This window comes from Streptococcus oralis, assembly GCF_964238205.1.
In the GTDB taxonomy this organism is placed as follows: domain Bacteria; phylum Bacillota; class Bacilli; order Lactobacillales; family Streptococcaceae; genus Streptococcus; species Streptococcus oralis_CZ.
On record NZ_CAXSLF010000002.1, the window covers coordinates 177,730 to 202,479 of the forward strand.

General features: G+C 39.6%; 31 protein-coding genes. 27 read left to right on the forward strand and 4 right to left on the reverse strand.

Translation table 11 applies throughout. The annotated features are described in order from the left end of the window. Positions 1-15 precede the first annotated feature (15 nt). The 11 genes from ACESOD_RS04520 (at position 16) to dnaJ (ending at position 10,009) form a co-directional block, all read left to right on the forward strand. Positions 16-543: an FUSC family protein gene (locus tag ACESOD_RS04520; protein ID WP_373094258.1), complete on the forward strand. Its 528-nt coding sequence runs from the start codon at positions 16-18 to the stop codon at positions 541-543. Between the two features lie 75 nt (positions 544-618). Beyond that, positions 619-975, forward strand: a complete 357-nt coding sequence (glnR, locus tag ACESOD_RS04525) for a transcriptional repressor GlnR (protein ID WP_373094260.1) — start codon at positions 619-621, stop codon at positions 973-975. Between the two features lie 35 nt (positions 976-1,010). Continuing rightward, on the forward strand, positions 1,011-2,357 hold the full coding sequence (gene glnA, locus ACESOD_RS04530; protein ID WP_225750719.1) for a type I glutamate--ammonia ligase: 1,347 nt from the start codon (positions 1,011-1,013) through the stop codon (positions 2,355-2,357). A 119-nt stretch (positions 2,358-2,476) separates the two neighbouring features. Further along, the gene (locus ACESOD_RS04535; protein WP_000423982.1) at positions 2,477-2,797 is read left to right on the forward strand and encodes a PadR family transcriptional regulator; all 321 of its coding nucleotides are present in this window, start codon (positions 2,477-2,479) and stop codon (positions 2,795-2,797) included. Further along, on the forward strand, positions 2,797-3,372 hold the full coding sequence (locus tag ACESOD_RS04540; protein WP_373094262.1) for a DUF2812 domain-containing protein: 576 nt from the start codon (positions 2,797-2,799) through the stop codon (positions 3,370-3,372). Before ACESOD_RS04535 ends, ACESOD_RS04540 begins: the two co-directional genes overlap by 1 nt. Before the next feature lie 21 nt (positions 3,373-3,393). Next, on the forward strand, positions 3,394-3,906 hold the full coding sequence (locus ACESOD_RS04545; protein WP_049504314.1) for a DUF2812 domain-containing protein: 513 nt from the start codon (positions 3,394-3,396) through the stop codon (positions 3,904-3,906). 161 nt (positions 3,907-4,067) lie between these two features. Continuing rightward, the gene (gene hrcA / locus ACESOD_RS04550) at positions 4,068-5,102 is read left to right on the forward strand and encodes a heat-inducible transcriptional repressor HrcA (RefSeq protein ID WP_314945980.1); all 1,035 of its coding nucleotides are present in this window, start codon (positions 4,068-4,070) and stop codon (positions 5,100-5,102) included. A 26-nt stretch (positions 5,103-5,128) separates the two neighbouring features. Then, positions 5,129-5,644 carry a nucleotide exchange factor GrpE gene (gene grpE, locus ACESOD_RS04555; protein ID WP_045763635.1) on the forward strand — a complete coding sequence of 172 codons (516 nt, stop codon included), beginning with the start codon at positions 5,129-5,131 and terminating at the stop codon, positions 5,642-5,644. 255 nt (positions 5,645-5,899) lie between these two features. Beyond that, positions 5,900-7,723, forward strand: a complete 1,824-nt coding sequence (dnaK, locus tag ACESOD_RS04560) for a molecular chaperone DnaK (RefSeq protein WP_373094263.1) — start codon at positions 5,900-5,902, stop codon at positions 7,721-7,723. Between the two features lie 362 nt (positions 7,724-8,085). Then, positions 8,086-8,718: a DJ-1/PfpI family protein gene (locus ACESOD_RS04565; RefSeq protein ID WP_373094265.1), complete on the forward strand. Its 633-nt coding sequence runs from the start codon at positions 8,086-8,088 to the stop codon at positions 8,716-8,718. Between the two features lie 154 nt (positions 8,719-8,872). After that, positions 8,873-10,009, forward strand: coding sequence for a molecular chaperone DnaJ (dnaJ, locus tag ACESOD_RS04570; protein WP_049530135.1), 1,137 nt, complete (start codon positions 8,873-8,875; stop codon positions 10,007-10,009). Between the two features lie 192 nt (positions 10,010-10,201). Here dnaJ and ACESOD_RS04575 read toward each other — a convergent pair whose 3' ends face one another. The 3 genes from ACESOD_RS04575 to ACESOD_RS04585 form a co-directional block, all read right to left on the reverse strand. After that, a complete protein-coding gene (locus ACESOD_RS04575; protein ID WP_373094266.1) occupies positions 10,202-10,855 on the reverse strand; it encodes a hypothetical protein in 654 nt (217 codons plus the stop codon). 80 nt (positions 10,856-10,935) lie between these two features. Further along, positions 10,936-11,223, reverse strand: a complete 288-nt coding sequence (locus ACESOD_RS04580; RefSeq protein WP_373094267.1) for a hypothetical protein — start codon at positions 11,221-11,223, stop codon at positions 10,936-10,938. Between the two features lie 9 nt (positions 11,224-11,232). Next, positions 11,233-11,643, reverse strand: a complete 411-nt coding sequence (locus ACESOD_RS04585; RefSeq protein WP_373094268.1) for an HIT family protein — start codon at positions 11,641-11,643, stop codon at positions 11,233-11,235. 67 nt (positions 11,644-11,710) lie between these two features. Between ACESOD_RS04585 and ACESOD_RS04590 the strand changes: the two genes are divergently transcribed. Both ACESOD_RS04590 and ACESOD_RS04595 read left to right on the forward strand, forming a co-directional pair. Next, complete coding sequence (locus tag ACESOD_RS04590) at positions 11,711-12,442, forward strand: ABC transporter ATP-binding protein (protein WP_373094270.1); 732 nt, start codon at positions 11,711-11,713, stop codon at positions 12,440-12,442. Then, positions 12,439-13,488, forward strand: coding sequence for an ABC transporter permease (locus ACESOD_RS04595; protein ID WP_373094274.1), 1,050 nt, complete (start codon positions 12,439-12,441; stop codon positions 13,486-13,488). Before ACESOD_RS04590 ends, ACESOD_RS04595 begins: the two co-directional genes overlap by 4 nt. Before the next feature lie 187 nt (positions 13,489-13,675). On the opposite strand, the gene ACESOD_RS04600 is transcribed toward ACESOD_RS04595, so the two are convergent. Then, complete coding sequence (locus ACESOD_RS04600; RefSeq protein ID WP_373094276.1) at positions 13,676-14,005, reverse strand: helicase BlpT; 330 nt, start codon at positions 14,003-14,005, stop codon at positions 13,676-13,678. A gap of 278 nt (positions 14,006-14,283) precedes the next feature. Here ACESOD_RS04600 and ACESOD_RS04605 point away from each other — a divergent pair, with 278 nt between their 5' ends. From ACESOD_RS04605 to ACESOD_RS04670, 14 genes are all read left to right on the forward strand, one after another. Next, positions 14,284-14,622, forward strand: a complete 339-nt coding sequence (locus ACESOD_RS04605) for a LytTR family DNA-binding domain-containing protein (protein ID WP_373094277.1) — start codon at positions 14,284-14,286, stop codon at positions 14,620-14,622. 4 nt (positions 14,623-14,626) lie between these two features. Beyond that, positions 14,627-15,364, forward strand: a complete 738-nt coding sequence (locus ACESOD_RS04610) for a response regulator transcription factor (protein ID WP_373094279.1) — start codon at positions 14,627-14,629, stop codon at positions 15,362-15,364. A 13-nt stretch (positions 15,365-15,377) separates the two neighbouring features. Then, entirely contained in the window at positions 15,378-16,727 is a 1,350-nt protein-coding gene (locus ACESOD_RS04615) for a sensor histidine kinase (protein ID WP_373094281.1), read from the forward strand. Positions 16,728-16,828: 101 nt separating this feature from the next. Beyond that, positions 16,829-17,185: a hypothetical protein gene (locus tag ACESOD_RS04620; RefSeq protein WP_373094282.1), complete on the forward strand. Its 357-nt coding sequence runs from the start codon at positions 16,829-16,831 to the stop codon at positions 17,183-17,185. Positions 17,186-17,531: 346 nt separating this feature from the next. Beyond that, on the forward strand, positions 17,532-17,936 hold the full coding sequence (locus ACESOD_RS04625) for an immunity protein (RefSeq protein ID WP_075230635.1): 405 nt from the start codon (positions 17,532-17,534) through the stop codon (positions 17,934-17,936). A gap of 502 nt (positions 17,937-18,438) precedes the next feature. Then, a complete protein-coding gene (locus tag ACESOD_RS04630; protein ID WP_373094284.1) occupies positions 18,439-19,041 on the forward strand; it encodes a CPBP family intramembrane glutamic endopeptidase in 603 nt (200 codons plus the stop codon). A gap of 329 nt (positions 19,042-19,370) precedes the next feature. Next, entirely contained in the window at positions 19,371-19,682 is a 312-nt protein-coding gene (locus tag ACESOD_RS04635) for a role in replication (RefSeq protein WP_153225109.1), read from the forward strand. A 320-nt stretch (positions 19,683-20,002) separates the two neighbouring features. Further along, the gene (locus ACESOD_RS04640) at positions 20,003-20,692 is read left to right on the forward strand and encodes a CPBP family intramembrane glutamic endopeptidase (RefSeq protein ID WP_373094286.1); all 690 of its coding nucleotides are present in this window, start codon (positions 20,003-20,005) and stop codon (positions 20,690-20,692) included. A 225-nt stretch (positions 20,693-20,917) separates the two neighbouring features. Further along, on the forward strand, positions 20,918-21,712 hold the full coding sequence (ccrZ, locus tag ACESOD_RS04645) for a cell cycle regulator CcrZ (RefSeq protein ID WP_373094288.1): 795 nt from the start codon (positions 20,918-20,920) through the stop codon (positions 21,710-21,712). After that, positions 21,709-22,344 (forward strand): tRNA (guanosine(46)-N7)-methyltransferase TrmB, encoded by a 636-nt coding sequence (gene trmB / locus ACESOD_RS04650; RefSeq protein WP_049508543.1) that lies wholly within the window; start codon positions 21,709-21,711, stop codon positions 22,342-22,344. The genes ccrZ and trmB overlap by 4 nt, the downstream gene beginning before the upstream one ends. A gap of 126 nt (positions 22,345-22,470) precedes the next feature. After that, positions 22,471-22,950 carry a ribosome maturation factor RimP gene (gene rimP, locus ACESOD_RS04655; protein WP_000338687.1) on the forward strand — a complete coding sequence of 160 codons (480 nt, stop codon included), beginning with the start codon at positions 22,471-22,473 and terminating at the stop codon, positions 22,948-22,950. A gap of 42 nt (positions 22,951-22,992) precedes the next feature. Then, entirely contained in the window at positions 22,993-24,129 is a 1,137-nt protein-coding gene (nusA, locus tag ACESOD_RS04660) for a transcription termination factor NusA (RefSeq protein WP_049504279.1), read from the forward strand. A 22-nt stretch (positions 24,130-24,151) separates the two neighbouring features. Beyond that, complete coding sequence (gene rnpM / locus ACESOD_RS04665) at positions 24,152-24,445, forward strand: RNase P modulator RnpM (protein ID WP_000857562.1); 294 nt, start codon at positions 24,152-24,154, stop codon at positions 24,443-24,445. Continuing rightward, the gene (locus tag ACESOD_RS04670) at positions 24,438-24,737 is read left to right on the forward strand and encodes a YlxQ-related RNA-binding protein (protein WP_049504276.1); all 300 of its coding nucleotides are present in this window, start codon (positions 24,438-24,440) and stop codon (positions 24,735-24,737) included. The genes rnpM and ACESOD_RS04670 overlap by 8 nt, the downstream gene beginning before the upstream one ends. Positions 24,738-24,750: the final 13 nt, after the last annotated feature.

Below are 24,750 nucleotides of genomic sequence, written 5' to 3' on the forward strand. Positions count from 1 at the left end.
TAGAAAGTTGAAATGATGAGTTATTTTAAAAAGTATAGATTTGACAAATCCAAGTTTAAGTTAGGGATGCGAACTTTCAAGACAGGGATCGCTGTTTTTTTAGTTCTCATGATTTTTGGTTTTTTTGGTTGGAAAGGACTTCAGATTGGAGCTCTTACTGCAGTTTTTAGTTTAAGAGAAGACTTTGATAAGAGTGTCCACTTTGGGACATCTCGTATCTTAGGGAATAGTATCGGTGGTTTTTATGCCCTGATTTTCTTTCTCTTAAATAATCTTTTTCACGGCGCCTTCTGGGTAACCCTTCTTGTCGTTCCAATTTGCACCATGTTAACCATTATGACAAATGTTGCCATGAACAATAAAGCAGGTGTTATCGGTGGAGTTGCTGCTATGTTGATTATTACCTTATCAATTCCGAGTGGAGAGACTGTTTTGTACGTGTTTGCTCGTGTATTTGAAACTTTTATGGGTGTTTTTGCAGCAATTCTTGTAAATTACGATATTGATCGTTTACGGAGCATTTTACTGAAAAAAACAAAATAATGTCACAAGATATAACATTATTGATTGACGATTGAATTTTTTTAGACTATAATAGACAGAAAGAAGGAAGTGTACATGAAGGAAAAAGAATTTCGTCGCAATATGGCAGTTTTTCCTATTGGTAGTGTTATGAAACTAACCGATCTTTCGGCGCGCCAAATTCGTTACTATGAAGACCAGGAATTGATTAAACCTGATCGCAACGAAGGTAATCGCCGGATGTATTCTTTGAATGATATGGATCGATTGCTTGAGATTAAAGATTATATCTCTGAAGGTCTGAACATTGCTGCCATTAAGAAAAAATATACTGAACGTGAGGCGAAGTCTAAAAAACCAGTGAGTCAAACTGAAGTACGTCGAGCACTTCGGAATGAAGTTCTCCAGCAAAGTCGCTTTGCTTCTCAACAATCACCTTTTGGTCGCGGTTAGGCAACCGCTAGTCGTCAAATATAAGGAGAAAAAACATGCCAATCACAGCTGCAGATATTCGTCGTGAAGTTAAGGAAAAAAATGTAACCTTTATTCGTCTCATGTTTTCAGATATTTTGGGAACGATGAAAAACGTCGAAATTCCTGCTACAGATGAACAACTAGACAAGGTCTTGTCAAATAAGGCTATGTTTGATGGGTCTTCTATTGAAGGATTTGTCCGTATCAATGAATCAGACATGTATCTATATCCAGATTTGGACTCTTGGACGGTCTTCCCATGGGGAGATGAGAACGGTAGTGTCGCAGGATTGATTTGTGATGTCTATACAACAGAAGGGGAACCATTTGCAGGAGACCCTCGTGGAAATCTTAAACGTGCTCTTCGTCATATGGAAGAAGTTGGATTCAAATCTTTCAACCTTGGACCAGAGCCAGAATTCTTCCTATTTAAGCTTGATGAAAATGGAGACCCAACTCTTGAAGTGAATGACAAGGGTGGTTACTTTGATTTGGCGCCTACAGACCTTGCTGATAACACCCGTCGTGAGATTGTAAATGTCTTGACTAAAATGGGATTTGAAGTAGAAGCCAGTCACCACGAAGTTGCCGTAGGTCAACATGAGATTGACTTTAAGTATGATGAAGTTCTTCGTGCTTGTGATAAGATTCAAATCTTTAAACTTGTTGTAAAAACAATTGCCCGTAAACATGGTTTGTATGCAACCTTTATGGCTAAACCTAAATTTGGTATAGCTGGTTCAGGGATGCACTGCAATATGTCCTTGTTTGACGCGGAAGGAAACAACGCCTTCTTTGATCCAAATGATCCAAAAGGAATGCAATTGTCAGAAACAGCTTATCACTTCCTTGGTGGTTTGATCAAGCACGCTTACAATTACACAGCTATTATGAACCCAACAGTTAACTCATACAAACGTTTGGTTCCAGGCTACGAAGCGCCGGTTTACATCGCTTGGGCTGGTCGTAACCGTTCTCCGTTAGTACGCGTTCCCGCTACTCGTGGAATGGGAACTCGTTTGGAGTTGCGCTCAGTAGACCCAATGGCAAATCCATATATCGCAATGGCTGTTCTTTTGGAAGTTGGTTTGCACGGTATTGAAAACAAAATCGAAGCACCAGCACCAATCGAAGAAAACATCTATATCATGACTGCAGAAGAGCGTAAAGAGGCTGGTATCACAGACCTTCCATCAACTCTTCACAACGCTTTGAAAGCTTTGACAGAAGACGAAGTGGTTAAAGCAGCTCTCGGTGAACACATCTACACTAGCTTCCTTGAAGCCAAACGAATTGAGTGGGCAAGCTATGCAACCTTTGTCTCACAATGGGAAATTGATAACTACCTAGATCTTTATTAATGATAAATCAGAAAGATTGTCCGTGAGGACGATCTTTTTTTCTTGCAAATTATATCGAGATGTGATATATTTTATATAACGAGGTGCGATATATCGAACTAAATAGGAGGACTGATTAAATGGAATTAACAGATAAGATTAGGCGGGTTTACCTTCCTATGACTGAAACGGGTTTTTATATTCTATTCTGTCTGCAAAAGGAGAACCATGGTTATGGTATCACACAAAAGGTCAAGGAGATGACAGATTCGCAAGTTTCGATTAGTCCTGGAACTATGTATGGGACCTTGTCAAAGATGGAAAAGGATGGTTTGGTTTCTTTTGTCCGAGAAGAGGAAAAACGTAAAATCTATCAGATAACAGACTTGGGTCGAAAAGTTTTAGAGATTGAGTTGAAACGTATTGAGCGGCTCTACAGAAATAGTCGGGAGGAGCTTTGATGGAAAAGAAGGTTGTTTATAGAATTGCTACCATTGCGGATTATGATAGAGAGGCTCTCTATCTCGGAGAAATGCATGCTGAGGGCTGGAAACTTAAGGAAGTAAGCTACTCTAACTTAGTAGTTGCGGTTAAGTATACTTTTGAAAAGTGCCAACCGGACCAGGTGGTTTATCAGTTGGACTTTTATCCTATGAAAAAGTCAGAGAGAGCTTCCTATTTACAACTGTTTAAAGATTTTGGCTGGGAGCATATTACAAACTTTAATGGGTTTTCCTATTTTAGAAAGCTTTATTCTGGAGTTGAGTCGGATGCCGAGTTTGAAATTTATAATGACGCGGCCGAGAAGTTAGCCATGGTCAAGCGCATTTTAATAATGCGGATGCTTCCTATTTTGCTTCTCTTTTCGGCTCTACTACCGGTTTTCCCAAAGTTTGTCAGTGGAGGTAGTTCTTTCAGTTGGGGAATGTTCTTGATTGTTATCATAAACTGTACTTTATTGATAGTTTTCACGATTCAGATTTCTTATATTTTTTGGAGATTGCTTCAAAAGTGGAAAGAATTATCTGATAAATAAGACCATTTTGGAGGTTAGACAATGAATAGCAAAGTACAATTTCGAATGTTTACCATTTTTGATTTGGATAAGGTAGAAGATTATTTACATGAGATGCATCTGAAAGGTTGGAAATTTAAATCGAATCGTTTTGGCTTTTTCTATTTTGAGCAATGCCGACCAGATGATGTGATGTACCGTGTGTGGAATACTAGCTACCTTAGAAAGAATGAGGTAGATTTACAAAGTATTAAGGATAGAGGATGGGAATTTGTGGAAAATTGTTCTTATACTGTTTTTCGAAAAGCAACTTGTGATATAGATTCAAATAATCAATCTTTCATGGATAATCGTCTTCGATGGGCTGATGTGAAATCTAGACTTCGTACATCTACAGTTTCTATCTCTGGCGGTCTAGTTATTTGTATGAGCTTGTTTCGTGAAAGTCTCTCTCAATCTTTCTTCCTTGTTTTTGCCCTTTATGCCCTCATGATTTCCTATCTAATCTATAGTTTTTATAGACTTAAAAAGAAATATCTTGAGAATGTAAGATGATTTTCTAGGTCCTCAGACTGATTTTTAGCACTCTTGGGAAAAGAGTGCTAATTTTTTGAGTTTTTGTCTTGACATTCTTTTCTAAGGGTGTATAATAGAATCATAAGTTAGCACTTGGATGTGTCGAGTGCTAAAAAGATCTATCAGAGAGGAGTAGCGAGATGGTTACAGAACGTCAGCAGAATATTTTAAATCTGATTATTGACATCTTTACCAAAACGCACGAACCTGTTGGATCCAAAGCCTTGCAAGAGTCTATCAACTCAAGTAGTGCTACCATTCGAAATGATATGGCAGCTCTAGAAAAGCAAGGTTTGCTTGAAAAGGCTCATACTTCCAGTGGTCGGATGCCGAGTGTGGCTGGTTTTCAATACTATGTCAAACACTCCTTATCCTTCGACCGTTTAGCTGAAAATCAAGTTTATGAGATTGTAAAAGCCTTTGATCAAGAATTCTTCAAGCTTGAGGATATTCTTCAAGAGGCAACTAGAATCTTGACAGACTTGAGTGGTTGTACGGTTGTTGCACTGGATGTAGAACCAAGTAGGCAGAAGCTAACAGCTTTTGATATTGTTGTCCTCGGGCAACATACAGCTCTTGCTGTTTTTACGCTTGATGAGTCTAGAACAGTTACCAGTCAGTTTTTGATTCCGAGAAATTTCTTGCAGGAGGATTTGAACCGCCTCAAGACCATGATTCAAGAACGTTTCCTGGATCAGACTGTTTTGGATATTCACTACAAGATTCGGACAGAGATTCCGCAGATTATCCAACGTTACTTTACAACGACGGACAATGTTATGGACCTCGTTGAACATATCTTCAAAGAAATGTTCAATGAAAATATCGTGGTTTCTGGCAAAGTCAATCTTTTGAATTTCGCTAATTTAGCGGCCTATCAATTTTTTGATCAGCCACAAAAGGTAGCTTTGGAAATTCGAGAGAATCTGATTGGCGACCAGATGCAAAGTGTCCGAGTTGCGGATAGCCAAGAATCCTGTTTAGCTGACTTAGCAGTGATTAGCAGTAAGTTCCTGATTCCCTATCGTGGATTTGGAATCCTTGCGATTATAGGTCCCGTTAATCTGGATTATCAACAATTGGTCAATCAACTCAATGTAGTTAATCGAGTTTTGACTATGAAGTTGACGGATTTTTACCGCTATCTCAGCAGTAATCACTATGAAGTGAATTAAGATTGAAATCATTAAAGGAGGCGAAAATGGCCCAAGATATTAAAAATGAAGAAGTAAAAGAAGAGGAAGTTGTGGAAACAGCTGAAGAAACAACTCCTGAAAAGTCTGAATTGGACTTGGCCAATGAACGTGCCGAAGAATTTGAAAATAAATACCTTCGTGCTCATGCAGAAATGCAAAACATTCAGCGCCGTGCCAACGAAGAGCGCCAACTCTTGCAACGCTATCGCAGTCAAGATTTGGCAAAAGCAATCTTGCCATCACTTGATAACCTCGAACGTGCCCTTGCCGTCGAAGGATTGACAGATGATGTGAAGAAGGGCTTGGAAATGGTCCAAGAAAGTTTGGTACATGCTCTGAAAGAAGAAGGGATCGAAGAAATCCCAGCAGATGGAGAATTTGACCATAACTACCACATGGCTATTCAAACAGTTCCAGCAGATGACGAACATCCAGCAGACACCATCGCACAAGTCTTCCAAAAAGGCTACAAACTCCATGACCGCATCCTAAGACCGGCTATGGTGGTAGTCTATAACTAGGCTAAAGACTTTGAAAACCTTGTCCGAAACGACACTAAACTATGAAAGAAAGATAAGAGGCAAGCCGGAGGCTTGCAAAGCAGATATTTCCCGCCGTGGTGAAAGTTTCAGTAGCTCATGCTACTGAAACAGGGGTATTTTTGAGACAATAGGCTCAAAAATAAGTGATGAAATCCCGAAGGGAGTTGCTCACGTCCCCACCACTTAAGGGAAAATATCAAAAAGAAAGAATAAAAAATTTAAGGAGAAAAACAAATGTCTAAAATTATCGGTATTGACTTAGGTACAACAAACTCAGCAGTAGCAGTTCTTGAAGGAACTGAAAGCAAAATTATCGCAAATCCAGAAGGAAACCGCACAACTCCATCTGTAGTATCATTCAAAAACGGAGAAATCATCGTTGGTGACGCTGCAAAACGTCAAGCAGTCACAAACCCTGATACAGTAATCTCTATCAAATCTAAAATGGGAACTTCTGAAAAAGTTTCTGCAAACGGTAAAGAATACACTCCACAAGAGATTTCAGCTATGATTCTTCAATACTTGAAAGGTTACGCTGAAGATTACCTTGGTGAAAAAGTAACAAAAGCAGTTATCACAGTTCCAGCTTACTTCAACGATGCTCAACGTCAAGCAACTAAAGATGCTGGTAAAATTGCTGGTCTTGAAGTAGAACGTATCGTCAACGAACCAACTGCAGCAGCTCTTGCTTACGGTTTGGATAAGACTGACAAAGAAGAAAAAATCTTGGTATTTGACCTTGGTGGTGGTACATTCGACGTTTCTATCCTTGAATTGGGTGACGGTGTCTTCGACGTATTGTCAACTGCAGGGGACAACAAACTCGGTGGTGATGACTTTGACCAAAAAATCATTGACCACTTGGTAGCAGAATTCAAGAAAGAAAATGGTATCGACTTGTCAACAGACAAGATGGCTCTTCAACGTTTGAAAGACGCAGCTGAAAAGGCTAAGAAAGACCTTTCTGGTGTAACTTCAACTCAAATCAGCTTGCCATTTATCACTGCTGGTGAGGCTGGACCTCTTCACTTGGAAATGACTTTGACTCGTGCGAAATTTGACGATTTGACTCGTGACCTTGTAGAACGTACAAAAGTTCCAGTTCGTCAAGCCCTTTCAGATGCAGGTTTGAGCTTGTCAGAAATCGACGAAGTTATCCTTGTTGGTGGTTCAACTCGTATCCCTGCCGTTGTGGAAGCTGTTAAGGCTGAAACTGGTAAAGAACCAAACAAATCAGTAAACCCTGATGAAGTAGTTGCTATGGGTGCTGCGATCCAAGGTGGTGTGATTACTGGTGATGTCAAAGACGTTGTCCTTCTTGACGTAACACCATTGTCACTTGGTATCGAAACAATGGGTGGAGTCTTCACAAAACTCATCGACCGCAACACAACAATTCCAACATCTAAATCACAAGTCTTCTCAACTGCAGCAGACAACCAACCAGCCGTTGATATCCACGTTCTTCAAGGTGAACGTCCAATGGCAGCAGACAACAAGACTCTTGGACGTTTCCAATTGACAGATATCCCAGCTGCACCTCGTGGTATCCCACAAATCGAAGTAACATTCGATATCGATAAGAACGGTATCGTATCTGTTAAGGCTAAAGATCTTGGAACTCAAAAAGAACAAACCATTGTCATCCAATCAAACTCAGGCTTGACTGACGAAGAAATCGATCGCATGATGAAAGATGCTGAAGCAAATGCTGAAGCAGATAAGAAACGTAAGGAAGAAGTTGACCTTCGTAACGAAGTAGACCAAGCAATCTTTGCGACTGAAAAGACAATCAAGGAAACTGAAGGAAAAGGCTTTGATGCAGAACGTGACGCTGCCCAAGCTGCTCTTGATGATCTTAAAAAAGCCCAAGAAGACAACAACTTGGATGAAATGAAAGCAAAACTTGAAGTCTTGAACGAAAAAGCTCAAGGACTTGCTGTGAAACTCTACGAACAAGCTGCAGCAGCCCAACAAGCTCAAGCAGGAGCAGAAGGCGCACAAGCAACAGGAAACGCAGGCGATGACGTCGTAGACGGAGAGTTTACGGAAAAATAAGATGCAAAGCCCGTTAAAACCTCACAGTGAAAATAGGAAATCTGACGCAGAAACTTTAGTTTCTAGAAAGATTTGTCTTTTTCACCAAGAGGTTAGGGCGTGCTCAGTTCGGTAAGATGTTAAGGCGTTAAGAAAACGAAAGAAAAATAGGAAGCCATCGCCTTGTGCGATGCACAAAAGATGGCTTGTCTTTTTTCCGAAGTTTTTAGCCGAAACTCAATTAAGCCTAACTCGTTAAGAATGTCTAATCACTAAAGTGATTGTCCTTCTACAGTGCTTTGCTTAAATGTTAATAATGATAAGAAGAAATCCAGAGGTTGCAACCCAGCCTCTGTTTTTCGGTAAAATAGAGGATGTTGCGTATGAAAAAAGTACTTTGTATCATTTATCCTAATTTTTCTCTTTATGAGATAACCACTTTAACAAGTACTTTAGCCCTGTCTTTTGACGTAACAATTGATTATGTGGCTTCAGAACATTCGATAGTTATATCTGAGGATGGCTTACCCTGTCAACCGATCAAAACATTGGATCAAATCCGTATAGAAGATTATTCTTGTGTGATTTTGCCAGGAATGGTAAATATAGGTCCTGCTTTACAAGATGAGAAATTGATTTCGTTTTTGAGAAGTCTTGATGAGCAAGATATCCTAATTGCAGCTATTTCTTCAGCCCCCCTTTTATTAGCCAAAGCAGGCTTGTTGAAGGACACGAAATTTACAGGTGGAATTTGGCAAAACTTCTTTGACTATTTTGAATTTCTTCCTCGTGAGAATTTCCAACCGAAAGTTCTTGTGCAAGATAAACAGATCATTACGGCTATAGGATTCGCACATCAAGAGTTTGCAAGGAAAGTGATTCTAAGTCTAGGGTTGGCAGAAAATACGGGCAACTATTTTAAAGAACAAAACGAGTATGCTGAAGAGGATTTGATATTTACTCTATCAGATGAAGAGTTTGATCAAGTGAAGCAAAGTATAGAAAACACCCTCTAAAGATTTACATAAAAATTATAGAAAGGAACAAAGAGTGTTCGGGGAATTGAACCCGAGAGGAAAGCCTGAAAATTAGATAAACCGCCTAAGAAATCAGGATTTCTTGTCGGTTTCCTAAATTTCAGTCGCTTTCTGTTCGCTCTTAGTATCTTGTATGAACAATACTGAATTTTATGACCGTTTGGGCGTTTCGAAAAATGCATCTCAAGATGAGATCAAGAAAGCCTATCGGAAATTATCTAAAAAATATCACCCAGATATCAACAAGGATCCTGGTGCTGAGGACAAGTACAAGGAAGTTCAAGAAGCTTATGAAACTTTGAGCGATGAACAGAAACGTGCTGCCTATGACCAATATGGTGCTGCTGGTGCCAATGGTGGTTTTGGTGGTGCTGGCGGTTTCGGAGGCTTCGACGGAGCAGGTGGCTTTGGCGGATTTGAAGATATCTTCTCAAGCTTCTTTGGTGGTGGCGGTGCATCACGTAATCCAAACGCCCCTCGTCAAGGTGACGACCTCCAGTATCGCGTTCATTTGACTTTTGAAGAAGCTATTTTTGGTACAGAAAAGGAAGTCAAATATAATCGTGAAGCAAGCTGTCGTACTTGTAATGGGTCTGGTGCTAAACCTGGAACAAGTCCAGTTACTTGTGGACGCTGTCATGGTTCAGGTGTGATCAATGTTGATACCCAAACACCTCTCGGTATGATGCGTCGCCAAGTAACCTGTGATGTCTGTCATGGCCGTGGTCAAGAAATCAAAGATCCATGTACAACCTGTCATGGAACTGGTCATGAAAAACAAGCCCATAGCGTACACGTAAAAATCCCTGCTGGTGTGGAAACTGGTCAACAAATCCGCCTAGCTGGTCAAGGTGAAGCTGGTTTTAATGGTGGTCCTTATGGTGACTTGTACGTGGTGGTTTCAGTTGAAGCTAGTGATAAGTTTGAACGTGAAGGAACGACTATCTTCTACAATTTGAACCTCAATTTTGTTCAAGCAGCACTTGGTGATACAGTAGACATCCCTACAGTTCATGGTGATGTAGAATTAGTCATTCCAGAAGGAACTCAGACTGGTAAACGATTCCGCCTACGTGGTAAAGGTGCGCCTAGCCTTCGTGGTGGTGCCCTTGGTGACCAATACGTTACTGTCAATGTTGTTACCCCAACAGGTTTGAATGACCGCCAAAAAGCAGCCTTGAAAGAATTCGCAGCTGCAGGTGATTTGAAAGTAAATCCAAAGAAAAAAGGCTTCTTTGACCATATTAAGGATGCCTTTGAAGGAGAATAAATCATAAAGTAAAAAGAGCCTTCGGGCTCTTTTTCGTGCAATCTTTAGAATGTTATACTCAATGAAAATCAAAGAGCAAACTAGGAAGCTAGCCGCAGGCTGTACTTGAGTACGGCAAGGCAACGCTGACGTGGTTTGAATTTGATTTTCGAAGAGTATTAGCATGGGAGAAATCATTCTCCGACTGGTCTGTTATTGATATTTTTGAGTGAGTAAGCCAGCCTCATCCATTTCCTGGATGAGTTGCTTGAATTCCGCTTCCTTGCCAGGTTTCACGGTGACGGTATCAATGTGCTTAATTGCCGAATTATCCTGAATATCCACCAAGGTTAAAGCTTTTTCATAAAATGCGATTCCCTTTTTCAGGCTTTCCGGATCCTGCCAAGAGAGAATAAAGAAAGAAGGATTTGATTTTTTTCCGATTTCTTGGAAATACTTCCTGCTCTCCCCCTCTAAAAATTGGAATAAACCATGATTGAATAAGTTGTCCTCTACTGAATGGTAGGAAATATCTCCTGTGTTTAGGACATAGACTTTGAGTCGATTTTTAGTCAGGTTAGGACTTTCTTTTAGGACTGGGTGGCTATTGACAACATCATCAGAGAAAGTTACATAAAAATCTAAGCCTCCACCCTCGAATTGATAGCTTCCATTTGATTCTACTTTCTCAGGAGGCAGGTCAAGGGAGATGAAGATTTGTTTTAAGGCTTCATTTCCTTTTTTGATGTCACTCGGTGAGGCCTTGAACAGATTGGTCAGTATTAGAAATGCCAGGGCTGCAAGAAGGCAGAGGCCACCACAAATGATCAGGATGATACGCGTCAGAACTTTAAAAAACTGTTTCATTTTCATGCCCTCCCTGGTCTGTTAGAATTTACTAACCCAAAATGGATTTAAAGGGGAAATAAGGAAAATTGGAGTTTCCCTTAGTTTTCTTCAGTTTCCTGCAATTCTTTTAGTACAGCAAGTCTTGTTTGGACGTCTTTTTCCAAGACTTTAAATTTGTAAGTGAGGTCTTCTTGGTATTCCTTGATGACTTCTTTTTGTTGATTGATAATTTGAAGGCTATTTTGAATGACATCCAAGTCATCCTTAATGGCTTCAACACGATCAGTAGTATCTAGAACTTCTTCAGTGATAGCTTGGCGATTCTTAACGAGGAGGTATGAACCGACTGCAGAGCCTGCAAAAAGTAGTAAATTTGATAGTTTCATAGTGACTCCTTAAGCGTTTTTGATCGTTTCAGCGACTTGGGCAAGTTTGCCGAAGTCTGGTTCATGTGCGATAAAGTCAATCTTGAGATCGTCATCTGCACTATAGCGAGGAACAAGGTGGACATGGGTATGGAAAACGGTTTGTCCAGCAACTTCTTCGCAGTTGGCGATGATATTCATACCTTCAGCTTTGGTAGCTGCCATGACTTTTTGAGCAATCTTTGGTACTTGGGCGAAAAGTTGGCTAGCACTAGTAGCATCCATTTCTAAAAGGTTGCGATAGTGTTCTTTTGGTACGACCAAGGTGTGACCAGGTGTTACTTGTGAGATATCAAGGAAGGCAAGAACTTGATCATCTTCGTAAACCTTTGATGCGGGAATCTCTCCTGCGATAATTTTACAAAAAATGCAATCTGACATAAAATCTACCTCTACTGTATTGAATTTTGATATAATATAGCTACATTATACCAGATTTGGAGAAAATATGTTAGAAATTAAAAACCTGACTGGGGGCTATGTTCATGTTCCTGTCTTGAAAGATGTGTCCTTTACAGTCGAGAGTGGACAGTTGGTCGGTTTGATTGGTCTCAATGGTGCTGGAAAATCAACGACTATCAATGAAATTATTGGACTTTTGACACCTTATAGTGGAGAAATAAACATTGAAGGACTAACCTTAGGTGCAAATCCTCGTGAATATCGTCAGCAGATTGGTTACATCCCTGAAACTCCTAGTTTGTACGAAGAATTAACTCTCAGAGAACATATCGAGACGGTTGCTATGGCCTATGGTATTGAGCAAAATCTAGCTTTTGAACGTGTAGAACCTCTTTTAAAAATGTTTCGTTTGGATCATAAGTTAGATTGGTTTCCTGTTCATTTTTCAAAAGGGATGAAGCAGAAGGTCATGATTATCTGTGCCTTTGTTGTGGATCCGAGTCTCTTTATCGTCGATGAACCTTTCCTTGGTCTTGATCCCCTGGCAATTTCAGACTTAATTCATCTTCTAGAAGCAGAAAAGAAAAAAGGGAAGTCGATCCTCATGAGTACCCACGTTCTTGACTCTGCTGAAAAAATGTGTGATTCTTTTGTCATTCTCCACAAAGGTCAAGTGAGGGCTAAAGGGGATCTTAAAGAGTTGAGACAAGCTTTTGCCATGCCAGAAGCAAGTCTCAATGATATCTATTTGGCTTTGACCAAAGAGGAGGACCGATGAAAGACTTGTTTCTAAAGCGAAAGCAGGCTTTTCGTAAAGAGTGCGTCGGTTATCTGCGCTATGTGCTCAATGATCACTTTGTCTTGTTTTTACTGGTCTTAGTAGGTTTTCTAGCCTATCAGTATAGTCAGCTGCTCCAGCATTTTCCTGAGAATTATTTGCCAATCCTAGGTTTAATTGGGATTGTCTCTGTTTTACTCTTACTTTGGGGAGGAATAGCGACCTATGTGGAAGCGCCTGATAAGCTCTTTCTCTTAGTAGCTGAAGAAGAAGTAAGAGAACACATCCAGAAGCAAAGTTTAGTTTCCTTCATCTTTTGGGTTAGTGTACAGACTCTCTTTTTGCTCCTTTTTGCTCCTTTATTTTTAGCCATGGGCTTAGGCTTAGGAGTTTTTTGGGTATATGTTCTTCTTTTGGGAGTCGGGAAATATTTCCTGTTTCAGAAAAAAGCTGGCAAGTTTTTTAGTGCAAATCATCTGGACTGGGACTATGTGATTGCCCAAGAAAGTAAACGCAAGCAGTTTTTACTCCGTTTTTTTGCCCTCTTTACCCAAGTCAAGGGAATTTCAAACAGTGTCAAGAGACGAGCTTATCTAGACTTTATCCTAAAAGCAGTTCAGAAGGTGCCGAGCAAGATTTGGCAGAACCTCTATCTTCGTTCTTATCTGCGAAATGGAGACCTCTTTGCCCTCAGTCTTCGTCTCCTCTTCCTATCCTTGCTGGCGTTGATCTTTATCGAGCAGTCTTGGATTGCGACAGCAGTGGTGGTTCTATTTAACTACCTCTTGCTCTTTCAGTTATTGGCCCTCTATCATGCCTTTGACTACCAATATTTGACCCAACTTTTCCCGCTAGATAAGGGGCAAAAGGAAAAGGGATTACAGGCAGTTGTCCGAGGATTGACTGGTTTTGTTTTATTGGTTCAACTGATAGTTGGTGTGATTACTCTCCAAGAAAAACTAGCCCTTCTGGCCCTCCTTGGAGCTGGACTGGTCTTGCAAATCTTGTATCTCCCTTATCAGGTGAAACGTCAGATGCAGGACTAATACTCTTCGAAAATCTCTTCAAACTAGGTCAGCATCCATCTGCAACCTCAAAGCGGTGCTTTGAGCAGCCTGTGGCTAGATTCCTAGTTTGCTCTTTGATTTTCATTGAGTATAACATTGCTTATATGATACTAAAAAAGAAGTTGAGTTCAGTCTGTCTCAACTTCTTTTATTTTCTACAAGTTTTCTACAAGATAATGGTTGGTCCGTAGAGGCTCAACTTGGTTTTGACTTGGTCGAAGTGGAAACGGTCATAGGCCCGCCAAGCGGCGCGAGTAGGAGCATCTGGATTGAGAGCACTGAGGCCCATGAGAAGACTGGAAGTCTGGTAAAATTTTTCCAGCTCAATCAAGAATCGATTATCCACTGTCTCAGCTTTAGAGAGAAAGCGGAGGATATTGTCCAGTTGCTCCTGAAAGCGGACATCGTCAGCTGTTGCCTGTTTGCAGACTTGGTAGGCTTTGTTTAACTCGGCAATCAGTGCCTGAGCTCTTTTGATGGGGTCTGTATCCGTCATGAGAATTCCTCCTTTGTGATGGTTTTAAAGTTGTTTTAAGCCTTTGGCTTTCTATAATCCTAGCCTATCACTTTTTACTCTTTTTTCACCTTCAAATCTTTAATTGTCATTGAAATTTCCTGAATGGTAATAGCGGGATTTTATGATAAAATAGTTGTAAGGTTATCATAGTTATTTTGTAAAAGCTTCGACACTTTAGGAATTTTTGAGGACCGTTTAGGATTTGGTGAAAATTAGTTGCTAGACTTATGGTATCCTCTTTTTAGGAGGTTTTATCCATGAACTATATCATCATCCAAAAAGAGAAAGAAATTTTCAAATTAAACATAAAGGATATCTACTATATCCAAACGCATCCAAGTAAAGCCCATACCGTGCAGATTTTTACTAAAGAAGCTAGCTTTGATCTGTTTCAAAATTTAAGCAAGCTTGAGAAACAATATGGGGAAACCTTAACGAGATGTCATCGAAATTGTCTGGTCAACCTTGAACGGCTAAAATCCATGGATATCAAATCAAAGACACTCTTTCTTGGAGAAGAAGGTCAATACGCTGTCAAGTATGCCAGACGTCGCTATAGAGAAATTCGCCAAAAATGGTTGAAACAAGGAGAGTAAGAAGATGAGAATATTTGTTTTAGAAGATGATTTTTCCCAACAAGCTAGGATTGAAACGACGATTGAAAAACTTTTGAAAAAACAGAGTATCATTCCCAGTTCTTTTGAAGTCTTTGGCAAGCCAGACCAACTGCTGGCAGAGGTGCATGAGAAGGGTGCGCATCAGCTTTTCTTTTTGGACATTGAGATTCGAAACGAAGAGATGAAGGGACTAGAAGTGGCTAGAAAGATTCGGGATCGGGATCCTTATGCTCTAATCGTCTTTGTGACGACACACTCAGAGTTTATGCCCCTGTCCTTTCGCTACCAAGTTTCAGCTTTGGACTACATTGATAAGGCCTTGTCGGCAGAGGAGTTTGAATCTCGGATCGAGACAGCCCTCCTCTATGCCAATAGTCAAGATAGTAAAAGTCTGGCGGAAGATTGCTTTTATTTTAAATCAAAATTTGCTCAATTCCAGTATCCTTTTAAAGAGGTTTACTATCTCGAAACGTCCCCAAGACCCCATCGTGTCATTCTCTATACTAAGACGGACAGGCTGGAATTTACGGCGAGTTTAGAGGAGGTTCTCAAGCAGGAGCCCCGTCTCTTGCAGTGCCATCGCTCTTTTCTAGTCAATCCAACTAATGTAGTTCGTTTGGATAAGAAAGAAAAACTCCTTTTCTTTCCCAATGGCGGAAGCTGTCTGATCGCACGTTATAAGGTCAGGGAAGTGTCTGAGGCTATCAATAACTTACATTGAGCTAGGAGAGTTTATGAATATTGCTTGGATATTGTTGTACACACTTGTTACTAATGGATTAAAAATTGTCATATTCTTTAAGGTAGATGGAATTGGTCTCACTTTTGAGAGGATTTTTAAGGCTTTTCTTTTGAAATTTCTTCTAGCGGCCATTTTTGCAACTTTTCAATTTTTAGTTGTGAGTGACTATCTGTCATATTTTATAGAACCCTTGTTCGGCATAGGCTTATCTTTCTTATTGTTAAGAGGCCTTCCTAAAAAACTCCTTCTCTTTTATGGTCTCTTTCCAATGATATTAGTGAATCTCTTTTATAGAGGGGTTTCCTATTTTGTGTTTCCATTTTTGGGGCAAGGAATAGTAGATAGAGATGGCAATCCTGCCTTTTTATTGATTATGTTTTTCGTTTGCTTCATAGTTTTAGTTTTTTTGAAATGGTTGGACTATGATTTTACTAGCTTGAGAAGAGAGATTCTAGATAAAGATTTTCAAAAGTCCCTGACTAAGATTAACTGGATAATGGGAACCTACTATCTAGTGATGCAAAGTCTGTCTTACTTTGAATATGTACAAGGTATCCAATCAACGACTGTTCGCCATCTGATTCTAGTGTTTTACCTGCTCTTTTTTATGGGGATTATCAAGAAGCTGGATACCTATTTGAAGGAAAAACTTCAGGAAAAACTGAACCAAGAGCAGGACTTGCGCTATAGAGATATGGAGCGATATAGTCGGCATATAGAGGAGCTTTATAAGGAAGTGCGGAGCTTTCGTCATGATTATACCAACCTCTTGACTAGCTTACGTCTGGGCATTGAAGAGGAGGATATGGAGCAGATAAAAGAGGTCTACGACTCCGTCTTGAAGGACTCTAGCCAAAAATTGCAGGACAATAAATATGACCTGGGCAGATTGGTAAATGTTCGTGACCGTGCCCTCAAAAGTCTTCTAGCAGGGAAATTTCTAAAAGCCAGAGATAAGAAGATTGTCTTTAATGTCGAAGTTCCTGAGGAGATTCAGGTCGAGGGGATGAGTCTGCTTGATTTTCTGACTATTGTGTCTATCCTTTGTGACAATGCTATTGAAGCCAGTGTAGAGGCCAGTCAACCTCATGTCTCAATCGCCTTTATAAAAAATGGCGCACAGGAGACCTTTATCATTGAAAACTCCATCAAAGAAGAGGGTATAGATGTTTCTGAAATCTTCTCTTTTGGAGTTAGTTCTAAAGGGGAGGACCGAGGTGTTGGTCTCTATACCGTCATGAAGATTGCGGAAAGTTATCCCAATGCCAGTCTCAATACCACCTGTCAAGATCAAGTCTTTCGTCAGGTTTTGGCGGTTCATTTGCTGTCAACTTCTGATTAGAGAATGTGTGAACAAGAGGACCTAAGCATTTTAGGTTGAAAAACACTGCTACGATTTGTCCTTATCCAGCCTGACTTTTTATAATATTCGAGGAAAAATAAATGAACCAGAAATCTTATTTTATAGCGTGTTCTGTACTGATTATCCTATCCAATCTTCTCATGTTTTCTCTAGTCAATGAGGGAGAAGGTACAGGAGCTAATCTGATTATAATTGTTGCAACCTGTGTCTTGCTACCAGCCTTTTTACATGCAGTTGAAAATCAGCAGACATCATTGGTTAGGGCAGAATCCTTGCTCCTCATTCAGATGGCAGTTATGTCCTTAGTCCGTCTCATCAGCCGAATAGAGAGGACACCTGAAATCTTACATACAGGCCTCACCCTTCTAGTTTTAGCAAGCTGGCTGGCCTTTCTCGTCCTAGCTATCATGAGAATATATCAGAAAAAAGGGAAGTAAAGTTAAGTACATTTTGATTTGTTAGGTTTTATTAGGGCAAGCATATTTTCCGTGCTTGCTTTTTATTTTTTCTACAATTTAGGAGGTTTTGATGACCATTTATGATTTGGGGGAATTAAGGCCGAAAGGAGTGCTATACTAGCAGTGTAAAGGATATAGCTCAACTGAAATATAGCACACATTTAGGAGGAAATCTTATGAAGCAAAAAATACTTGTCATTTTCATCTTGTATCTAATCATGTCTCCGCTTGGGGAGAGTAATTGGTATCATTTATTTTATACCATAGCCTATCTGATTGCAGTTATGATCTATTTTGCTATCATTAAAAAGAAAGGAGTAAAGAAATGAAAACTTTTCTTTCAAAAAAACGAAACATCTTCCTAGCTAGATTGTTCCTAGGTCAGTTACCTGTACTGATCTCTACTTATTTATTTCTCTCTCGTCAGTTTTTGCAATTTTCCTTAGTTTTTCAATTGCTTTTAGTAGTTGTTAACTTGGCTTCTATTTTGGTAATTGTTTACCTCACTAGGGAAATGAGAGTGAGAAAGTTTGAAGATGATGAGTTGGTCAATCCGAGAACCAATCAACTCATGTTCATCGGATTGACAGGCTTTATGTCTATTATCGGTTTGTATAGAGGTATGACGGCGGCAGAATCCTATCAACAACTGATTGGTTATATTGCTTCTGTTCTCTGCTTATTCATCATGCTGCTGCTCATTTGGGGCTTGAAGTATTATAAAAAGTAAGATAAAAAAAGAACTTACAGGCAGTGTTTTCAGACTGCTGGTCTTTTTTAAGAGAAATTCTTATAATTTAAGAGTTTTTGACGACCGTTTAAGATTTGGATGCAAAACCTAAAAAAGCAGTGCTATACTGAGTGTGTAAAAGTTACAAGGATACCAATGCTAAACTGAAATAAAGGAGTGATTCTTATGGCGAAAAAAATAATTACGATTGTCATCTTGTATGTAATCATGCAAACTTGTCTTTATCCGCTTAGGGGAAATGAGTGGTATTATGTAATGGATGCACTAGCATACTTTGCTTCGGTTTATATCTTCGTTCAGTTCAATAAAAAATGGAGAAAAAGCCACTTTGAATCTTGAACATAGAAGTTTTATAGGTCTGTAATGGATCATCTAAATAGAATGAATAGTTTCAAATTAATATCTGCTAAGGATCATCTGTAAAATGCAAAATTCTTGCATCCTTATTTTGATCGACTTTTAAAGGAGAGAGGTTGTGTTTATGGCCATTTTTAATAAATGTCATGCCGTTTTTGTTGGATTTTTAGTCTATGTAATAGTCGCTACAGTAGGTTATACCATCAATCAAGGGGATTATTTTCAAAACGAGTACATATTTATTGTAACAAACACTTTCTTGATTTCACTGAGTGTTGCCTATGCGAAGTGGTTTGATATGATTTCGCTAAAAAGTTTAACGAAGAAAGAAGTTCAACTTTTTATTGGAAGCTTTCTTCTTTGCGTGCTGGTAAATATAGGTTATCATAGTTTTTTCACAGTTTCTTCTGGTGCAGGATATCAACACCTTGAAGCAGCTAGTACAGGAATTTCATTATCCTTTATTGCAAACGCGACAGTTTTTGGGCCTATTCTGGAGGAATTTGTTTTCAGAGGTATCCTTCAAGGTGCGGTTTTTGAAAATTCTTGGTTGGGGCTTATACTGACTGCCTCTCTCTTCTCCTTCCTGCATGCACCTTATGATGTTCCTTCATTTATCTATTATCTATTTGGAGGTTTGATGCTGGGCTTTGCTTATAAGAAGAGTCAAAATCTATCGGTGCCTATCTTAGTCCATATCTGTTACAATTGTTTATCATTCTTCTAGTAGTTGACAGTGGTTAAATTTACAAAGGAATGTAGAGGATGGTCAGTTAGCGTCATAGTGACTAGGGAACGGACCTGGTAGATGTGAAATCAATAGATGGAGGAATCAAATGAAAAAGTATGTCGAATTGTTAGATTTATTTGCTCGAGTTGTAATAATATTGCTATCTCTTGTTCTTTGTATAAGAGTACTCATGATTTCAACAGAACTCTGGAGACATGTTCTTGTACTGGTAAGTACCCCTGTTACGATCTATAGTCTGCTAAAACATAGACCAGGCAAGAAGAACATAAAAACCCTGTGAGAATCTTAAAAGAAAGATTAAAAAGATGCAAGCAAAATATAAAAATCAAATAGTAGAAGTTTGGGAAATTGGTAAAGATACTCCTAAACCAGATTGGGTAGAAGACGCCTTGCAAAAGAATTACATAGTATGGCTAGACAATCATGTCCGAATTTTAATGGCAGGACTTCAGTCTTCTCTTGTAACCAATCTCAAAATTGGTCTAGTCGGAACAGCAGGAGGAGGTTTTGCTGGTTATAGTATGTATGTCCTTGGCTATCCAGGAGATTATCTTGACCTCACAAATCATAGAGTGGTATCTGCCACAACTTTTCATCGAGACTATCAAGTTTTATAAAATGATTAGGTAGAAAAAAGATGATGGTCTATCACTTTGAAAAGAATTGACTACCTAGATGATGAAAAATATAAAGTTTTTAACAGCAACAAAAGTACACAAGGGTAGATGTATTGGCTTATCAAAGTCATGGTGATAGCTACCGAGACTGAATGATAGAGGATTAATACTCAATGAAAATCAAAGAGCAAACTAGGAAGCTAGCCGCAAGCTGTACTTGAGTACGGTGAGGCGACGCTGACGTAGTTTGAATTTGATTTTCGAAGAGTATAAATGATAATTGGTGGCAGTTACGATAGCAAAGCTATTAGGGAGTTTCTATGAAAAAATATTCTATTCTTTTCAAAACGAGTGCAGTCCTTTCTTATTTATTTTTGTTTTTCGGATTGTCTTGGACAACCCAATTTTGGAGAAATTATTGGGAGTTCTCGTCTTGGGTAGGAAATCTTATCTGGATTCGAAACATCATCAGTGTTTTCTTTATCGGTTTGATGATGTGGTTCTTGGTTAGGTCGGGCCATGCTTATCTCTTTCGTATCCCTAGGAAAAAGTGGTTGAGTTATTCTGTTCTGACGATGTTAGCAGCTGTCGTTCTTATAAGCTTTAACTATCTGACAGCTAAACATGTTCAGGGGACAAACGAAGGTTGGAATTTGTTTATTGCCTATAGTGAGACCAATTTTGCAGAGTTCGGAGTTTACCTAACCTTAATAGTACTAGGGCCTCTGATGGAAGAATTGGTATGTAGGGGACTGCTTCAACATGCCTTCTTTAAGAATTCAAGATGGGGACTGGATATTCTATTTCCGTCGGTTTTGTTCGCCTTACCCCATTTTTCAAGTTTTCCTAGTCTATTAGACCTTCTGGTTTATACAGCAGTTGGATGTATATTTGGTGGTTTGACACGCTATACAAAGACTATCTATCCTTCTTACACGATTCATATTGTTAATAATATCATCGCAAACTTACCATTTATCATGACTTTTTTGCATAGGGTATTTGCATGATGAGAACCAGTTAAAAGCTTGAATTATCAGATTAAGCATAGATTTTTTCCTTACAATTTTCTGCTAAAAAAATTGAATGACCAAGGCTAGGTAGATCTCTCTGCTTGGCTTTTTCTTTTAACAAGATTGGATAAAGGGCTTTTATTTGAGAATCGAGTCTGGACTGGTTGACGAATAGCCTAAAAACTAGTAGAATAGTAAGGAAACTTTATACGGAGGAAAGAAATGGACTTGGGTGATATTGAGCTAACGCTGACCCCTATACCTGGGAAAAGCGGAAAAGCTTATATGGGAAGCTACCCTGATGGGAAGCGCGTCTTTATTAAAATGAACACCTCTCCAATCCTACCTGGTTTAGCCAAGGAACAAATCGCTCCTCAATTATTATGGACTCGCCGTTTATCGGATGGGCGTGATATGTGTGCCCAAGAATGGTTGAATGGTAAAATTTTGACCCCTTATGATATGAATCGCAAGCAGATTATCAATATTTTGAGCCGCTTGCATCGTTCGCGTCCTTTGATGACGCAATTGACTCGTTTGGGCTATTCTTTAGAAACACCTTTTGACTTGCTTCAGGCTTGGTTAAAAGATGCTCCAGAATCCTTGAAGAACAATCAATATCTAAGAATGGTAGTAGAGGATTTGCGAGGAAGCTTGCCAAACTTTAGGGAAGATTATGCAACGATCGTTCATGGAGATGTACGACATAGTAATTGGATTGAGACAGAGAGCGGTCTTATTTATTTAGTGGATTGGGATTCCGTTCGTTTAACGGATCGCATGTTTGATGTGGCGCATATGCTATGTCACTATATTCCAGACTATCAGTGGAAAGAGTGGTTGACTTATTACGGTTACAAATACAACCAAACAGTCATCAGCAAACTATTTTGGTATGCTCAGTTATCCTTCTTGAGCCAGATTGCCAAATATTATACAAATGAAGATCTAGAAAATGTCAATCGGGAGATTTATGCCTTGCGCATCTTCCGTGACAAGTATGGAAAGAAGAGATGAGAGTTAGAAATCGTAAAGGGGCAACAGAATTACTAGAGGCTAATCCTCAGTATGTTGTCTTAAATCCTTTAGAAGCCAAAGGAAAATGGCGAGACCTCTTTGGAAATGACAATCCTATCCATGTTGAGGTTGGTAGTGGTAAGGGAGCCTTTGTGTCAGGTATGGCCAAGCAAAACCCTAATATCAACTATATCGGGATTGATATTCAAAAGTCTGTTTTGAGTTATGCCTTGGACAAGGTTTTGGAAGTCGCTGTACCCAATATTAAGTTGTTGTGGGTTGATGGTTCTGATTTGACCGACTACTTTGAAGATGGTGAGATTGATCGCTTGTACCTAAACTTTTCAGATCCGTGGCCTAAAAAGCGCCATGAAAAGCGTCGTCTAACCTATAAAAGTTTCTTGGATACCTTCAAGCGTATCTTGCCTGAACACGGTGAGATTCATTTCAAGACAGATAACCGTGGCTTATTTGAATATAGCTTAGTGAGTTTTTCTCAATACGGCATGAAGCTCAATGGAGTTTGGTTGGACTTGCATGCCAGCGATTTTGAAGGTAATGTCATGACAGAATATGAAGAAAAATTCTCAAGTAAGGGTCAGGTCATCTATCGAGTTGAGGCAGAATTTTAAGAAAAAGCTTAAAATCAAGACTTCTGAGTGCTTATACTTTACATAAGTATTCAAAAGTGCTATACTGTAAGTAAGAATATGAGAAAGTGAGGCGGGGAAATATCTTCGCCTCTTGCTTATGAGGAGGTGGACGCAATCGCAACTATCGTAGAATTAGTCAGAGAAGTCGTAGAACCTGTCATTGAAGCTCCCTTTGAACTCGTTGATATCGAGTACGGAAAGATTGGCAGTGACATGATTCTTAGTATTTTTGTAGATAAACCAGAGGGAATTACCTTGAACGACACAGCGGACTTGACAGAGATTATCAGTCCTGTCCTAGATACTATCAAGCCAGATCCCTTCCCAGAACAATATTTCCTAGAAATCACCAGTCCAGGCTTGGAGCGTCCTTTGAAAACCAAGGAAGCAGTCGCTGGAGCGGTTGGGAAATACATCCATGTTGGACTTTACCAAGCCATCGATAAGCAAAAGGTCTTTGAAGGAACCTTGCTAGCCTTTGAAGAGGATGAGTTGACTATGGAATATATGGACAAGACACGTAAGAAAACGGTCCAAATCCCATACAGTTTGGTGTCAAAAGCACGTTTAGCAGTAAAATTATAGTAAAAGAAAGGAAGCTTTTGAAGATTCAAAAGTGAATAGAAGATGAGTAAAGAAATGCTAGAGGCCTTCCGCATTTTGGAAGAAGACAAGGGAATCAAAAAAGAAGACATCATTGATGCAGTGGTGGAATCACTTCGTTCAGCCTATCGCAGACGCTATGGTCAATCAGACAGTGTAGCCATTGATTTCAACGAAAAGACAGGTGACTTTACAGTTTATACTGTTCGTGAAGTAGTTGATGAAGTATTTGATAGCCGTTTGGAAATCAGTTTAAAAGATGCTCTTGCCATTAACTCAGCTTACGAGCTTGGGGACAAGATTAAATTTGAAGAAGCACCAGGTGAGTTTGGTCGTGTAGCAGCTCAATCTGCCAAACAAACCATCATGGAAAAAATGCGCAAGCAAACACGTGCCATTACCTACAATACTTACAAAGAGCATGAGCAAGAAATCATGTCTGGTACAGTGGAGCGTTTTGACAATCGCTTTATCTATGTCAATCTTGGTAGCATTGAAGCCCAATTGTCAAAACAAGACCAAATCCCTGGAGAAGTTTTTGCTTCTCATGATCGTATCGAAGTTTATGTCTACAAGGTTGAAGACAATCCTCGTGGTGTGAACGTATTTGTGAGCCGTAGCCATCCAGAAATGATTAAACGTTTGATGGAACAAGAAATTCCTGAGGTCTATGACGGAACTGTTGAAATCATGAGTGTTGCTCGTGAAGCAGGTGACCGTACCAAGGTTGCTGTTCGTAGCCACAATCCAAACGTGGATGCGATCGGGACAATCGTCGGACGTGGTGGTGCTAACATCAAGAAAATTACTAGCAAATTCCACCCAGCCCGCTACGATGCTAAGAGCGATCGTATGGTTCCAATCGAAGAAAACATCGACGTTATCGAATGGGTAGCCGATCCAGCTGAATTTATCTACAACGCTATTGCTCCTGCAGAAGTTGACCAAGTTATCTTTGATGAAAACGACAGCAAGCGTGCCTTGGTAGTTGTGCCAGATAACAAGCTTTCTCTTGCGATCGGTCGTCGTGGACAAAACGTTCGTTTGGCAGCTCATTTGACAGGATATCGTATCGATATCAAATCTGCAAGTGAGTTTGAAGCCATGGAAGCAGCAGAAGAAGCTGACCAGGTAGAAACAGACGAATTGGTCGAAGAATAAAAGCTGATCAGAGGAGGGAAGGATGAAAACTAGAAAAATCCCTTTGCGCAAGTCTGTTGTTTCCAATGAAGTGATTGATAAGCGAGATTTACTCCGTATTGTCAAGAACAAAGAAGGACAGGTCTTTATCGACCCAACAGGAAAGGCTAATGGCCGTGGCGCTTATATCAAGCTAGACAATGCAGAAGCCCTTGAGGCCAAAAAGAAAAAAGTCTTTAACCGTAGCTTTAGTATGGAAGTTGAAGAAAGCTTTTATGACGAGTTGATTGCCTATGTCGATCACAAAGTGAAAAGAAGAGAGTTAGGACTTGAATAAACAAAAAATTGCCAATCTCTTGGGACTTGCTCAACGAGCAGGGAAAATCATCTCGGGTGAAGAAATGGTGGTCAAGGCCATCCAAGATCAGAAAGTAAAGCTGGTATTTCTCGCTCATGATGCCGCCCCCAACCTGACCAAGAAGATTCAGGATAAAAGTCATTATTATCAAGTAGAAGTTATTACCGTGTTTTCAACACTGGAATTAAGCATAGCAGTCGGAAAATCAAGAAAAGTTTTGGCTGTGACAGATGCTGGATTTACAAAGAAAATGAGGTCTCTTATGGAATAGAAGAGGAGGACAT

Coding starts and splice junctions, on each gene's coding strand:
- ACESOD_RS04520 (WP_373094258.1), top strand. CDS start 16: ATGAGTTATTTTAAAAAGTATAGATTTGACAAATCCAAGTTTAAGTTA.
- glnR (WP_373094260.1), top strand. CDS start 619: ATGAAGGAAAAAGAATTTCGTCGCAATATGGCAGTTTTTCCTATTGGT.
- glnA (WP_225750719.1), top strand. CDS start 1,011: ATGCCAATCACAGCTGCAGATATTCGTCGTGAAGTTAAGGAAAAAAAT.
- ACESOD_RS04535 (WP_000423982.1), top strand. CDS start 2,477: ATGGAATTAACAGATAAGATTAGGCGGGTTTACCTTCCTATGACTGAA.
- ACESOD_RS04540 (WP_373094262.1), top strand. CDS start 2,797: ATGGAAAAGAAGGTTGTTTATAGAATTGCTACCATTGCGGATTATGAT.
- ACESOD_RS04545 (WP_049504314.1), top strand. CDS start 3,394: ATGAATAGCAAAGTACAATTTCGAATGTTTACCATTTTTGATTTGGAT.
- hrcA (WP_314945980.1), top strand. CDS start 4,068: ATGGTTACAGAACGTCAGCAGAATATTTTAAATCTGATTATTGACATC.
- grpE (WP_045763635.1), top strand. CDS start 5,129: ATGGCCCAAGATATTAAAAATGAAGAAGTAAAAGAAGAGGAAGTTGTG.
- dnaK (WP_373094263.1), top strand. CDS start 5,900: ATGTCTAAAATTATCGGTATTGACTTAGGTACAACAAACTCAGCAGTA.
- ACESOD_RS04565 (WP_373094265.1), top strand. CDS start 8,086: ATGAAAAAAGTACTTTGTATCATTTATCCTAATTTTTCTCTTTATGAG.
- dnaJ (WP_049530135.1), top strand. CDS start 8,873: ATGAACAATACTGAATTTTATGACCGTTTGGGCGTTTCGAAAAATGCA.
- ACESOD_RS04575 (WP_373094266.1), bottom strand. CDS start 10,855: ATGAAACAGTTTTTTAAAGTTCTGACGCGTATCATCCTGATCATTTGT.
- ACESOD_RS04580 (WP_373094267.1), bottom strand. CDS start 11,223: ATGAAACTATCAAATTTACTACTTTTTGCAGGCTCTGCAGTCGGTTCA.
- ACESOD_RS04585 (WP_373094268.1), bottom strand. CDS start 11,643: ATGTCAGATTGCATTTTTTGTAAAATTATCGCAGGAGAGATTCCCGCA.
- ACESOD_RS04590 (WP_373094270.1), top strand. CDS start 11,711: ATGTTAGAAATTAAAAACCTGACTGGGGGCTATGTTCATGTTCCTGTC.
- ACESOD_RS04595 (WP_373094274.1), top strand. CDS start 12,439: ATGAAAGACTTGTTTCTAAAGCGAAAGCAGGCTTTTCGTAAAGAGTGC.
- ACESOD_RS04600 (WP_373094276.1), bottom strand. CDS start 14,005: ATGACGGATACAGACCCCATCAAAAGAGCTCAGGCACTGATTGCCGAG.
- ACESOD_RS04605 (WP_373094277.1), top strand. CDS start 14,284: ATGAACTATATCATCATCCAAAAAGAGAAAGAAATTTTCAAATTAAAC.
- ACESOD_RS04610 (WP_373094279.1), top strand. CDS start 14,627: ATGAGAATATTTGTTTTAGAAGATGATTTTTCCCAACAAGCTAGGATT.
- ACESOD_RS04615 (WP_373094281.1), top strand. CDS start 15,378: ATGAATATTGCTTGGATATTGTTGTACACACTTGTTACTAATGGATTA.
- ACESOD_RS04620 (WP_373094282.1), top strand. CDS start 16,829: ATGAACCAGAAATCTTATTTTATAGCGTGTTCTGTACTGATTATCCTA.
- ACESOD_RS04625 (WP_075230635.1), top strand. CDS start 17,532: ATGAAAACTTTTCTTTCAAAAAAACGAAACATCTTCCTAGCTAGATTG.
- ACESOD_RS04630 (WP_373094284.1), top strand. CDS start 18,439: ATGGCCATTTTTAATAAATGTCATGCCGTTTTTGTTGGATTTTTAGTC.
- ACESOD_RS04635 (WP_153225109.1), top strand. CDS start 19,371: ATGCAAGCAAAATATAAAAATCAAATAGTAGAAGTTTGGGAAATTGGT.
- ACESOD_RS04640 (WP_373094286.1), top strand. CDS start 20,003: ATGAAAAAATATTCTATTCTTTTCAAAACGAGTGCAGTCCTTTCTTAT.
- ccrZ (WP_373094288.1), top strand. CDS start 20,918: ATGGACTTGGGTGATATTGAGCTAACGCTGACCCCTATACCTGGGAAA.
- trmB (WP_049508543.1), top strand. CDS start 21,709: ATGAGAGTTAGAAATCGTAAAGGGGCAACAGAATTACTAGAGGCTAAT.
- nusA (WP_049504279.1), top strand. CDS start 22,993: ATGAGTAAAGAAATGCTAGAGGCCTTCCGCATTTTGGAAGAAGACAAG.
- rnpM (WP_000857562.1), top strand. CDS start 24,152: ATGAAAACTAGAAAAATCCCTTTGCGCAAGTCTGTTGTTTCCAATGAA.